Source organism: Paenibacillus sp. FSL R7-0179, from assembly GCF_038002265.1.
In the GTDB taxonomy this organism is placed as follows: Bacteria; Bacillota; Bacilli; order Paenibacillales; family Paenibacillaceae; genus Paenibacillus_AQ.
Genome location: NZ_JBBOCC010000001.1, coordinates 3,437,890 through 3,450,354, shown reverse-complemented (window position 1 = coordinate 3,450,354; position 12,465 = coordinate 3,437,890). Strand labels below are relative to the sequence as shown.

Genomic DNA, 12,465 nt, shown 5'->3' with positions numbered 1-12,465 from the left:
CTTAAAATAAAATGTTAACGTGTGCAATTTATCACTGTATTCTAAAGGAGATCATGACCACTATGACAAACCGTTTATCCAGAAGCACTCACCCGGGGCTAACCGTCCATCCTGAACGGATGATCCAGTTCGGCGAAGGCAACTTCATGCGTGCATTCGTAGACTGGCAGCTGCAGCAAATGAACGATCAGGGTCTGTTCAACGGAAGCGCTGTCCTCATTCAGCCCATTGCGCAGGGCCCCGGAGGAGTAGCCGATCTGATGGCCGCTCAAGACAACCTCTATACCGTGCTGCTTAACGGCATCATGGACAACGAGACCGTCAATTCCCGCGAAATTATCAGCTCGGTCAGCCGGGTGATTAACCCATATACCGATTATGAAGCTTATCTCGCGCTCGCCGGGAATGATGATCTGGAGTTCATTACCTCCAATACTACAGAAGCCGGCATTGCCTATCTTCCAGGCGACCGCGCAGACGATGCTCCCCCTAAGAGCTTCCCGGGCAAGCTGACTGCGCTGCTCCACCGCCGCTTCGAGCTTGGCAAGAAAGGCTTCGTCATCATCCCTTGCGAGCTGATTGACCGTAACGGCGAGAAGTTGCAGGAGATCGTAGAACGTTATGCGGCCGACTGGAACCTTGGCGCAGAATTCCTGCAATGGCTGAAGTCCGAAAACACCTTCTGCTGCAGTCTGGTCGACCGGATTGTTCCTGGTTATCCGCGTGACCAGGCTGCTGCCCTGGAAGCTGAGCTCGGCTATCTCGATAACGTGATGGTAACCGCAGAACCGTTCCTCTTCTGGGTTATTGAAGGGCCGGAGTCTCTGGCAGAGCGCCTGCCGCTGGCTAAGGCCGGACTGAATGTCGTGGTGACACCGGATATGACGCCTTACCGTGAACGCAAGGTTCATCTGCTGAATGGACCGCATACCGCTATGGTCCCGCTGGGCCTGCTCGCCGGTCTGGAGACGGTTGAAGACGTCATGAACGACGGTACCTTCTCCCGCTTCGTGAAGCAGTTGATTGAAGAGGAGCTGATCCCGATGCTGGATCTGCCTGCTGAGCAGCTCTTGTCCTACGCTGATGCCGTACAGGAGCGCTTCCGCAATCCGTTCATCCGCCATGAGCTGACCTCCATCTCGCTCAACAGCATTTCCAAATTCAAGGCCCGCCTGCTCCCGGTCCTGCTTCGCTACCAGCAGGAACGCGGCAAGCTTCCGGAGCGGATGACTCTCGCCTTCGCCGCCCTGCTGCTCAGCTACCGCGGAGACCGTATTCCCCGGCAGGACGGCGCAGAGGTACTGGCGGTGTTCGATCAGGCCTGGAGCCAGCCGGCCAGCTTCGTGAACACTATTCTTGCCGACACCAGCCTGTGGGGACAGGATCTGACCCGGCTGCCGGGACTGGCTGATGCGGTTGCCGCCCACTTGCAGCAGCTGGAGCGTGAAGATTCCCGCGCAGCATTACAGGAGCTCGTCGGCTGAAGCCGCGAGCTTGTACGAAGAAGTTCAGGGAAGTGTAGGCTTACAAACTTGGCATATGCTTCCGAAGCGAGTTTGTACGAAGAAGCTCAGGGAAGTGTAGGCTTACAAACTTGGCATATGCTTCCGAAGCGAGTTTGTACGAAGAAGCTCAGGGAAGTGTAGGCTTACAAACTTTTAGGAGGGCCAACATGAAGAACTTAATGAAAATGAACCCGAGAGATACGGTAGCTGTAGCCTTGCGGCCGATTGCTGCCGGAGAAGAACTGACGATAGACGGACTGACAGTTCAGGCCGCCCAGGACATACCGCAGGGCCATAAGATTGCCCTGACTGATTTCAGCAGCGAAGACATCATTACCAAATACGGGTCCCCGATCGGTCATGCCACGGCACCAATTGCCGCAGGCGACTGGATTCATACGCATAACATCAAAACCAATCTGTCCGGCGAGGAAGAATACGAGTATGTGCCGGATGTCCATCCGGTAATCTATCCGCGCCGTGATCTGACCTTCCAGGGATACCGGCGGAGTAACGGCAAGGTGGGCATCCGTAATGATCTGTTCATTATTCCGACTGTGGGCTGTGTGAACGGCGTGGCTGAGCAGATGCTTCAGGAGTTCAAGGCTGAGCATCCCGATCTTGGCGGATTCGACAACCTGACCGTGCTGAAGCATCCTTACGGCTGCTCCCAGCTGGGCGATGACCACCGCATGACCCGCAGCATTCTGCTGGATGCCGTTAATCATCCCAATGCAGGCGGTGTACTCGTCTTCGGCCTGGGCTGCGAGAACAATATCGTCTCCGAGTTCCGCAGCATGCTGGGCGATTATGACGAATCCCGGGTTAAATTCCTGGTAGCCCAGGAGGTAGGCAATGAGCTGGAAGCAGGTCTTGTACTGCTGGAGGAGCTGTATGAAGCCGCTGCGAACGACGTTCGTGAGCCGGTTCCGCTCAGCGAGCTGAACATCGGGCTGAAATGCGGCGGATCTGACGGGTTCTCCGGCATCACAGCCAACCCGCTGCTGGGCGCATTCTCCGACTTCATTATCTCCCAGGGCGGAACCTCAGTGCTGACGGAAGTGCCGGAAATGTTCGGTGCAGAGAAGGTACTGATGGCCCGCGCAGAGAGCAAGGAGGTCTATGATGATATCGTCTCGCTGATCAATAACTTCAAGCAGTATTTCCTCTCTTACGGTGAGCCTGTCTATGAGAACCCTTCTCCGGGCAACAAGGCCGGCGGCATCAGCACGCTGGAGGACAAATCGCTCGGCTGCACCCAGAAGGCCGGATCGTCACCGGTGGTGGATGTATTGCAGTATGGCGTGAAGCTGCGCAAAAAAGGGCTGAGCCTTTTGCAGGCTCCCGGCAACGATCTGGTCGCCGCCTCCGCGCTTGCCGCTTCAGATTGCCAGCTTGTGCTGTTCACAACGGGCCGCGGCACGCCGTTCGGCAGCTTTGTGCCAACGGTTAAGATAGCAACGAACAACGACCTTTTTGCCAAAAAAGGCCACTGGATGGACTTCAACGCCGGTCCCCTGCTGGAAACGCCGATGGCCGATGTGCTGGAGGAATTCATCACCTATATTATCGATGTCGCCAGCGGCCGGAAAACACGGAATGAGCAGAATGAAGTGCGTGAGCTGGCTATTTTCAAAACTGGCGTTACCTTGTAGAACTTATTCTATTTATCCTAATCCATTCAAAGGGAGATCCTATTCATGTTCCTAAACGAGGACTTCATGTTGTCCGGCGAAACAGCACGGCTGCTCTTTCATAATCACGCCAAAACCATGCCCATAATCGATTACCACTGCCATCTGGACCCGCGCGAAATCTATGAGGACCAGCCATTTGAGAATCTGACCGCAGCCTGGCTGTACGGCGATCATTACAAATGGCGGCTGATGCGCGCGAACGGCGTGCCTGAATCGCATATTACCGGTGACGCCTCTGATTATGATAAATTTCTGGCCTGGGCACGTACGCTGCCTAAGGCAGTAGGCAACCCTCTGTACAGCTGGACGCATCTGGAGCTCCGCCGTTTCTTCGGGGTAGAAGAGATGTTGAATGAAGCCACGGCGCCAGCCATCTGGGAGAAGGTCAACCGTAAGCTGGCTGAACCGGGCTTCACCCGGCGCGGACTGATCCGCAGCAGCGGTGTCAAAGTGATCTGCACCACTGATGATCCCGCAGATTCCCTGGAGTACCACAAGCTGCTGAGTGAGAGTGAGACCGCCTTCCAGGTGTTTCCGACCTTCCGTCCTGACAAGGCGCTGAACATCGATGCTGAAGGCTTCGCCGCCTGGACCCTTAAGCTGGAGTCGGCCTCCGGCCTGCCGGTCAAGAGCTATGCCGGGCTGCTGGATGCCCTGCGTAACCGGGTTGCCTTCTTCCACGAGCAGGGCTGCCGCCTGTCGGACCATGCGCTGGATGTCCTGCGTTATGAAGCGGTTGAAGCTGGAGCGGTTGAAGCTATTTTTGCCAAAAGAATGCAGGGAGCTGCGCTGTCGCTGGAGGAAATCACCCGCTACCGCACTGAGCTGCTGACCGCGCTGATCGGCTTCTATCACGACAAAGACTGGACCATGCAGCTTCACCTGCATGCTTACCGCAATAATAACACGCCGATGTTCCAGCGGCTTGGACCGGATACCGGTTATGACGGCATCAACGATCTGCCGCTGACCACAGCGCTGTCGCAGCTGCTTGACCGGGCCGAGAGCGGCAGCGGCTTGCCGAAGACAATCCTCTACTCGCTGAATCCCGGCGATTACCCTGCCCTGCTGGCTCTGCTGGGCTGTTACCAGAAGGACACCCCTGGCAAGCTCCAGCTTGGCTCCGGCTGGTGGTATAACGATACCCGCAGCGGCATGCGCCAGCAGCTGACCCTCCTGGCCGAAGGCAGCCTGCTCGGCAACTTCGTCGGCATGCTGACCGATTCACGCAGCTTCCTCTCTTATACCCGGCATGAATATTTCCGCCGCGTACTGTGCGGGCTGCTCGGTGAACTCGCCGAACGCGGGGAAGCACCGGATGACCTAGAGGTTCTCGGGGCCATGGTCCGGGATATCTCCTACAATAATGCTGCCGGGTATTTCGGGTTCCAGACGGCCGGCAGCGTAGCCGGGGTCACCGTCTAATGGAGGCATGCTGAAGATGCCGACAATCTATATCGCCGGAGACTCTACCGCTGCCCAGAAGGGCGGCGGGGAATGGCCGATGGCCGGATGGGGCGAATACCTGCAGCAGTATGTCAGCCGGAAGGTACGGATTGAGAACCGGGCCATTAACGGACGGAGCACACGCTCCTTCCTGGCTGAGGGCAGACTGGCAGACATGGAGCGGGACTTCCTCCCCGGAGACTTCCTACTGCTCCAGTTCGGCCATAATGACCAGAAGCTGGAGGACCCTCTCCGTTACACGGAGCCGCATACCGATTACCGCGAGAATCTCAAGGTATTCATCGATTCCGCCCGCAGCCGGGACTGCTTCCCTGTGCTGCTGACATCGGTCAGCCGCCGCCGGTTCACCCCGGACGGTGAACCTGATCCGCTGGCGGTCGGACTCTATCCGCAGGTCATGCGGGAGGTTGCCGGGGAGACCGGAACGCCTCTGCTCGATGTTTTTGCCGCCTCTCAGCAGCTCTACAGCAGGCTTGGAGCCGAAGCATCAGCCGGGCTGTTCATGCACCTGCCGCCGGGTGCACGCCCCAACTACCCGGATGGCATTACGGATGACACGCATTTCTCCAGATCCGGGGCGCAGCAGATCGCAGCGCTGGTAGCCGAAGCGCTCGCACAGTGTGCGGAGCTGAAGCTGCTGCACCCGTATTTGCGGGTGTAGCTGGGAGATGCGGGGGAGTGTGCCGCACGTATTAGGCTGTGCATTGGAATGTGGCACTCGCTACTGCTGCAAACGTATCGAATAGCTTCATTCTTTGGCCAGTATAACCGGGCCGCCTGTATCCTTAAAGGACACAGGCGGCCTTCTTGGCGGGAACCTGCCCTGCCGCGTTCCATGCAAACTCTTGTCCCAGAATATAAAGGAGGTTAACCCTATGACCGTTCCATTTCACCTGGGCGTCCGCGCCCATGACTTCAAGCAGTGTCCGCTGCCGCAATTAATCGATAAGCTGAAGGAGCATGGCTTCCCGGCGATTCAGCTCGCGCTGCATAAGTCTTTTCCGGAGAGTGTGACCGAGCTTGGCGCACTTAGTCCGGGTACTGCTGCGTACTATGGCGATGCCTTCAGACAAGCCGGTATCAAGATTGCTGTCCTTGGCTGTTATGTGAACATTATTGATGCTGACCCTGCCAAGCGCGATCAGGCGCTGAGCGACTTCAATACTCATCTGCGGCTGGCCCGAGACTTCGGCGCGAGTCTGGTAGGTACGGAGACCGGCAGCGTAGGCCAAGGATATACACCGGATAATTTCACGGAGGAGGCTTTTGAACGAGTGGTTGAGTCCGTTAGTGCCATGGTTGCTGAGGCCGAGCGGTTCGGAGTAACTGTAGGCATTGAGGCAGGCGTCAACCACCCGCTCTACACAGCGCAGCTAGCCCGGCGTCTGCTGGATACTGTGCCGTCCAATAACCTGCAAATTATATTGGATGCTGCGAATCTGATGACTCCGGAGAATTATCTTCAGCAGGAGCAGATTGTGGCAGAAGCGCTGGAACTGCTGGGTGACCGGATTGCGGTTCTGCATCTGAAGGATTTCACGGTAAAGAACGGCACCATCGACATCGTTCCTGCCGGACAAGGCATGCTGAACTTCGCCCCGCTGCTCCGCTACATGAAATATAAGCGCCCGCATATCCAGGGCCTGCTGGAGAGCACTCCTGAGGAACATCTCCAGGCCAGTGCGCAATTCCTGCGGAACATGTATAACGAAGTTTAACAAAAGTGGTCTGCGGATGGAACTTGGGGGGCTGGGTAAGAGATGCTCAATAATGGATGTTGGATGAGAGACAATTAATGATGAATAAAAGATAATGAATGAAAGATAAGGGATGAGGTAAGGACTTATACGGTCTACACAGCTTGTCTCACTAACAATGTCTTACCCATCCGCCTACTTTCGGGCTTTCGGCGAAAGTATGTGAATTCAGGGTATTAGTGCTCTTCATTTGCTCCCACTGGGCTGCATCCGATTTACGCACCTTCATGACTGCTCAAAGTATTCGGTTTTTCGAATACATTTGCTCTACGTGCCCTCATAACTGCGAAATGTATTCAGTTTTTCACACACATTTGCTCCATGTGTCTCACTTCCGGATGGCGTATTCGGTATTTCGCATACATTTGCTCCACCTGCCTCACCGCTACTCACTGTGTTCGGTTTTTCACACACATTTGGTCCACGCACCTTGGCGTCAGTACATTGCTTCCCAACTCTGTACTCCCTCTATCCACGACAGACGGAGATTATATTTACGCTACAGTACAGAAGTGCCACTTATCGGCGCATGGGGTACTTTTGCCGCATTCGTGTGTGGATTTCTGTGCTACAGTGTACAGGGGACAGAAACATATGCGTATGAGTTATAGAGTAATAAAGCAATAGACCAATAGACTTATAGCCTAATACCCTACAAACTAACACCAATAATCATGCACAAACTGCAGCTTCTCCCCCAACATATACACTCCATAGCTAGTATTGTTGTACAAAAAGCAGGATTTCTCCTTTACCAAAGCAGACTAGCCTGCACATTCCTGCATTTCCTGCAACAATCCTCAGGCAGGCCCTGGTTTCGGGGGTGCCAGGTTGCATAATCTGCAACATTTGAGGGTATACGCTCTATATGAGCGCTCCTCTAAATGACTGTCTTCCAAACGAGCGGTCCACTAAGCTGCGCGCTATAGGCATGGCAATAAGACCGCCCATAGCCTAACCGGACGGTCCGTCACTTGGTACCGCTATTCCCCGGCCTCGGGAGAAATCACACCTTTTTTGAGAATAATATTCCCGTAGAGCGCTTCTTCTCCTGTAATTAGAATGGCATAGCTGTGCTTGGAGCGGTCATAGAAATCAAAACGTTCTTCATACTCCACCTGCACCGCAGGATCATGCCGGGTGAGAATCTCCTTGTACGTGTCCCATATCACCGGAACGGTGGATTCCCCCTCCACTACGGCCATGAAGGCTGCCTGAGCCGGAGCATAATGATCCAGCGGAAGCAGCTCCAGGATCGCATCAAGCAGACAGGGGATGCCGATCCCGTCAGCCCGCAGCACCCGGGAATGCAGCGCATGTCCCGGATAATTGGCATCTGCCAGCACCAGCTCATCCCCGTGGCCCATCTCCATCAGGGTGCGGACGAGCTCGGGGGAGAGCAGTTTGGGTATTTTTTTGAGCATAAACATGTCTCCTCACTCAGCTTCATTACATCCCGTAGAATGATCTCAGCGCTACCAGCTCCTCAATCCGGTGCGGCGGCAGCTCGCGCTCTCCCCCGATCATGCGGGTCAGGAAGGTCAGCTTGGCCGTATACTCAAGCCGCTCCATATTCATATAAGCAGCCATTACGTCCTTGCCCCAGGTCAGGGCCCCGTGACTCTCCAGCAGCACAGCGGTCTTCTTGCCCAGGAAGGGAGTCAGCGAATCCGGGATCTCTTCGGTCGAAGGCGTCCCGTATACCGCCAGTGGAATGTCCCCCATGGCAATGACGGATTCCGGCATCATCATTTTGTCCAGCGCTTCGCCTTTGATGGCAAAAGCGGTAGCATACGGCGGATGTGCATGAACCACCCCGCCCATCTCCGGGAGCTCATTGTAGATCTTCAGGTGCATCTTCACTTCCGTCGACGGCCGGTAGCCCTCCGCTGCATCCAGGATTTCTCCCTGCAGATTGACTTTGACCAGCATATGCGGCTGCAGATAGCCTTTGCTGACTCCTGTTGGCGAAGTAATGACCTCGGTGGCCGACAGGCGGGCTGAGATATTACCGTCGTTGGCCGCGATGAAGTCTTTGTTGAACAGATTCCGGCCGATATCACAGATTAGGCGCCGTAGTTCTTCTTCATGATTATTCATAATTGCCTCCTTGATTGCTGCTTGATAAATTGAACTAATGATTTTTAGGTTTTAGGATTAACCGTGACTCCAGAGAAGTTTTGGACTTCCGGCCGCTGCCCTTCTGCAGATTTCTTAATTTTATACCGTTGTTAACGGTTGAAATCCGCAGACAAAGGCGGACGCTACCGCTCCTCCAGTTCCAAAATTCCCCTCCGCCACTTTTCCTTTAACTTGAATTTTTAGTTCAATCTATATAGATTGCTGGTTGAAGCTTGTCAGTTCTGATGTATTAAAAACGGCTGGTACCGCACGGTTGAGCAGGACCGGGCTGCCACGCTGCGGACCTCTGCGGGATCAACAACTCCAAGCGCTGTCAATTGCACCAAAAGGTTGCCAATCGCGCTCGCTTCTACCGGTCCGGCAATAACGTCTTTGCCGGTGGCATCCGCCGTCAGCTGGCACAGCAGCTTGTTCTGAATGCCGCCGCCGACCATGTGAATGCAGCGTACCGGACGGCCGGTGAGGATCTCCAGCTCGCGGATCGTATCCGCGTATGACCGGGCCAGACTCTCCAGTATTGAGCGGATAATCTCCGCCCGGGTCTGCGGCACCGGCTGCCCGGTGCGGATGCAGTAGGATTCGATCCGCAGCGGCATATCGCCCGGTGTGCTGAAGAGCGGATCGTTCGGGTCCAGCTCTGCTATGCACGCACTTGACCGGTCCAGCTGCCCGGCGTGTTCGGCAGCTTCCTGATGGCTGAGCGGTTCCCCCGCTTCAGCCCAGCTCCGCTGGGTCTCCTGGAGCAGCCAGAGGCCGGTGATATTCTTCAGCAGCCGGTTCGTGCCCCCGAAGCAGCACTCGTTAGTGAAGCCGCTGGCCCGGGCGGCATCGCTTAATACAGGCTCGGCCGTCTCCAGGCCGACCAGCGACCAGGTTCCGCAGCTGATGAATGCAGCGGATGGCAGCGGATCGCTGAATCCGCCGATCCGGGCTGGACCGGCGAAGCCAGGATCAGCGCAACCAGAATCGGTATTGCTGGCCTGAGCGCTGCTAGAGCCGAAGCCGCCGTAAGGAATGGACGCCACGGCGGAAGCCGTATCATGCGAAGCTCCGGCGATGATCTGGAGCGGGCCGCTGCCCAGCTCTTGCTGGAGCTCGGGCCGGAGTTCACCCAGCACCGTGCCTGCCGGAACCAGCCGGGGCAGCAGCGCAGCCGGCAGCTCCAGCCTGCGCAGCACTTCGGCTGAAGGCGCCGTGGACTGCGCGTTCAGCAGCCCGCTGGTGCTCCAGATGGTCTGCTCAGCCACTGCCACGCCGCTGAGCATATAATTGAACAGATCCGGCATCATCAGCAGCTGCCTGGCGGTTGTCCGCAGCTCCGGCTTCGCCATAAGATCGGCAAACAATTGATACACCGTATTGATCGGGCTGGACTGGTTACCCGTCAGCTTGAATTGCTCTGCCGGAGGCAGTGCAGCCTCCAGTGCTGATGCGATATCCGCCATGCGCTGATCCCTGTAATGATGCGGAGCGTCCAGCAGCTCTCCCCGCTCATCCAGCAGGCCGTAGTCGACTCCCCAGGTATCGACGCTCAGCGAGTGCAGCGGGCTATACTGTGCCGCAGCCGCTGCAATCCCTTGCTTAATCTCCTCAAGCAGCCGCTGTACATCCCAGTGCAAATGTCCGTTCACCTCTACCGGCCCGTTAGGGAAGCGGTGAATCTCTTCCACCGTCACCTTCCCGTTGCTGTAGCTTCCCAGCATCACTCTGCCGGAGCTGGCTCCCAGATCAATGGCCAGCAGCCGGATTCCTTCGTTACTGTTGACCTCCACAGCACTCGTCTGTGCCTCTGTCATCTTCCCACCTCTTCACCTGAGGGATTAGTAGAGCGGGCCAAAGTTGCGGCAGGCTCTGTAATCGGCACTCTCCAGATTCTCGGTGCCGAACAGCGACCAGACGCGCGGACGGAAAATCCGCGCTTCCTCCACGTTATGCATACTGACCGGAATCCGCAGGATCGAGGCCAGCGTAATGAGATCCGCGCCAATATGCCCGTAGCTGATCGCCCCGTGATTGGCGCCCCAATTGTTCATCACATCATAGACAGACTGGAAGGAGCCATGTCCGGTCAGCTTCGGAGCGAACCAGGTTGTCGGCCAGGTAGGGTCAGTGCGCTGGTCGAGCGTATCATGAACCTCTCCCGGGAGTTCAACAGTGTAGCCCTCTACCAGCTGGAGTACAGGTCCCAGACCCTTGACCAAATTGAGCCGTGCCATGGTGACCGGCATGCCGCCCCGGGTCAGATAGTCCGTGGAGAAGCCGCCTCCCCGGAAATATTCCTGGGAAGCCGGGCGGAACTGGGTCTGCGCGATACAGGCAGCCGCCTCTTCATCCGTGATATCCCAGAACGGCTTAATTGCCGGCTTGCCGTCAATACTCTGCTCGCCGGTGCCGTCCAGCGCTGCCGAGCCGGAATTGATCAGATGCAGCAGACCACCTGCTGCCGCTCCCTCCAGCTCATACCCGGTCACGCGCTTCACGGCCGCCGGACTCCAGAAGGTGCGGACATCGGCAAAAATCTGCGCTGTATTCGTCAACAGATAATTGAACAGCATCGTCACCCCGTTCAGGCTGTCATTCTCGGTGGCGACGATATAAGGCGCCCGTCTGCCGTTCCAGTCGAACGAGGAGTTCAGAATCGTCTCCATGAAGTCGCCGTTCGGGAAATGGTCGGTCCACTGCCGCTGGCCCTGGAAGCCGCCCAGCAGGGCATTGTGACCATTCGCTTCTTCTTCGAAGCCAAGCTTCGCAAGCTGCGGATTGCCGGTCATGAGATCACGGGCAATCAGCGTCATTTTGACCACCGTCTCCCACTGCTCTTCCTTAACCTCTTCACTCAGCTGCAGATGCTGCGGGTTATTATCCGCCCCCACACGGCAGTTGTCCTTCACCCAGGCCAGCGCCCGCGCGAACTCCTCGGGATCATAGATCCCTTCCTCAAATCGGCGTACAAATTCAGACATATCGATATATTCATTGCGCATGCCGAGATATTCCTGGAAGAACTGTTCGTTCACAATGGAGCCGGCGATTCCCATCGACACGGAGCCCATCGACAGATAGGACTTGCCCTTCATCAAAGCGGCCGCCAGCGCGGACCTCGCGAACTGCAGCAGCTTCACCTGAACATCCGCCGGGATTTCCTCGCTGCTGGATTCCTGGACATCCTCTCCGTAGATACCGAAGGCCGGAATGCCTTTTTGCGCATAAGCAGACAGAACTGCCGCCAGATACACTGCGCCGGGGCGCTCCGTTCCGTTGAATCCCCATACCGCATGCGGGATGGCCGCATCCATGTCCATCGTTTCCGAGCCATAGCACCAGCACGGGGTGACTGTAATCGATACGCCTACCCCTGCACCCGCGAACTTCTGCGCCGCCGCAGCAGCCTCCTTCACGCCGCCAATCGTAGAATCGGCAATGATACACTCCACCTGTGAACCATCCGGATATCTTAGATTCTCCTGCAAAAATGCCGCCACGCGCTGCGCCATGCCCATCGTCTGTGCCTCCAGCGATTCGCGCACCCCGCGTCTTCTGCCATCAATCGTCGGCCGGATTCCAATCTTCGGATAATTTGCTGTCACTGCTGTTCCTCCCCGGAATCGTAAGTTGATAGTATGAGAACATTACACTGGAGCTATGGCTCCGATTAGTAAGCGCTACCAAATACAGCCTCTGCGGTCTGCACATTTTTGTCTTCCTTCGCCGACTAATCCATTTCTTCTACATCATAGAATCACTCACCTGCAAAGTCAACACTATTCCACACTTTAAATTTGGTTATTGTGTGGTTTTATGTGATATAATTACGAAAGAGTGTGGTTTTTTTGTGATTGTGGGATTTATGTTATGCAGCAGGTTATAGTAAACTGTACATAACTACATAACGTAAGG

Annotated in this window: 9 protein-coding genes; 5 read left to right on the top strand and 4 right to left on the bottom strand. The window is 56.0% G+C overall.

The window, feature by feature from the left end; genetic code table 11:
• Window positions 1-62 precede the first annotated feature (62 nt).
• The 5 genes from MKX63_RS15010 to MKX63_RS14990 all read left to right on the top strand — a co-directional run bounded on the left by MKX63_RS15010 (window position 63) and on the right by MKX63_RS14990 (window position 6,387).
• The gene (locus tag MKX63_RS15010) at window positions 63-1,484 is read left to right on the top strand and encodes a tagaturonate reductase (protein ID WP_341018009.1); all 1,422 of its coding nucleotides are present in this window, start codon (window positions 63-65) and stop codon (window positions 1,482-1,484) included.
• A 188-nt stretch (window positions 1,485-1,672) separates the two neighbouring features.
• On the top strand, window positions 1,673-3,160 hold the full coding sequence (locus MKX63_RS15005; RefSeq protein WP_341018008.1) for a UxaA family hydrolase: 1,488 nt from the start codon (window positions 1,673-1,675) through the stop codon (window positions 3,158-3,160).
• A gap of 45 nt (window positions 3,161-3,205) precedes the next feature.
• A complete protein-coding gene (gene uxaC, locus MKX63_RS15000; RefSeq protein WP_341018007.1) occupies window positions 3,206-4,627 on the top strand; it encodes a glucuronate isomerase in 1,422 nt (473 codons plus the stop codon).
• Between the two features lie 16 nt (window positions 4,628-4,643).
• Window positions 4,644-5,330, top strand: a complete 687-nt coding sequence (locus tag MKX63_RS14995; RefSeq protein WP_341018005.1) for a rhamnogalacturonan acetylesterase — start codon at window positions 4,644-4,646, stop codon at window positions 5,328-5,330.
• Window positions 5,331-5,544: 214 nt separating this feature from the next.
• Entirely contained in the window at window positions 5,545-6,387 is an 843-nt protein-coding gene (locus tag MKX63_RS14990) for a sugar phosphate isomerase/epimerase family protein (RefSeq protein WP_341018004.1), read from the top strand.
• 1,022 nt (window positions 6,388-7,409) lie between these two features.
• On the opposite strand, the gene fucU is transcribed toward MKX63_RS14990, so the two are convergent.
• From fucU to MKX63_RS14970, 4 genes are all read right to left on the bottom strand, one after another.
• Window positions 7,410-7,850, bottom strand: a complete 441-nt coding sequence (gene fucU, locus MKX63_RS14985; RefSeq protein ID WP_341018002.1) for an L-fucose mutarotase — start codon at window positions 7,848-7,850, stop codon at window positions 7,410-7,412.
• A gap of 25 nt (window positions 7,851-7,875) precedes the next feature.
• Complete coding sequence (locus tag MKX63_RS14980; RefSeq protein ID WP_036731751.1) at window positions 7,876-8,526, bottom strand: class II aldolase/adducin family protein; 651 nt, start codon at window positions 8,524-8,526, stop codon at window positions 7,876-7,878.
• A 257-nt stretch (window positions 8,527-8,783) separates the two neighbouring features.
• Entirely contained in the window at window positions 8,784-10,364 is a 1,581-nt protein-coding gene (locus MKX63_RS14975) for a rhamnulokinase (protein WP_341018000.1), read from the bottom strand.
• A 24-nt stretch (window positions 10,365-10,388) separates the two neighbouring features.
• The gene (locus MKX63_RS14970; protein ID WP_341017999.1) at window positions 10,389-12,155 is read right to left on the bottom strand and encodes an L-fucose isomerase; all 1,767 of its coding nucleotides are present in this window, start codon (window positions 12,153-12,155) and stop codon (window positions 10,389-10,391) included.
• Window positions 12,156-12,465: the final 310 nt, after the last annotated feature.

Coding starts and splice junctions, on each gene's coding strand:
- MKX63_RS15010 (WP_341018009.1), top strand. CDS start 63: ATGACAAACCGTTTATCCAGAAGCACTCACCCGGGGCTAACCGTCCAT.
- MKX63_RS15005 (WP_341018008.1), top strand. CDS start 1,673: ATGAAGAACTTAATGAAAATGAACCCGAGAGATACGGTAGCTGTAGCC.
- uxaC (WP_341018007.1), top strand. CDS start 3,206: ATGTTCCTAAACGAGGACTTCATGTTGTCCGGCGAAACAGCACGGCTG.
- MKX63_RS14995 (WP_341018005.1), top strand. CDS start 4,644: ATGCCGACAATCTATATCGCCGGAGACTCTACCGCTGCCCAGAAGGGC.
- MKX63_RS14990 (WP_341018004.1), top strand. CDS start 5,545: ATGACCGTTCCATTTCACCTGGGCGTCCGCGCCCATGACTTCAAGCAG.
- fucU (WP_341018002.1), bottom strand. CDS start 7,850: ATGCTCAAAAAAATACCCAAACTGCTCTCCCCCGAGCTCGTCCGCACC.
- MKX63_RS14980 (WP_036731751.1), bottom strand. CDS start 8,526: ATGAATAATCATGAAGAAGAACTACGGCGCCTAATCTGTGATATCGGC.
- MKX63_RS14975 (WP_341018000.1), bottom strand. CDS start 10,364: ATGACAGAGGCACAGACGAGTGCTGTGGAGGTCAACAGTAACGAAGGA.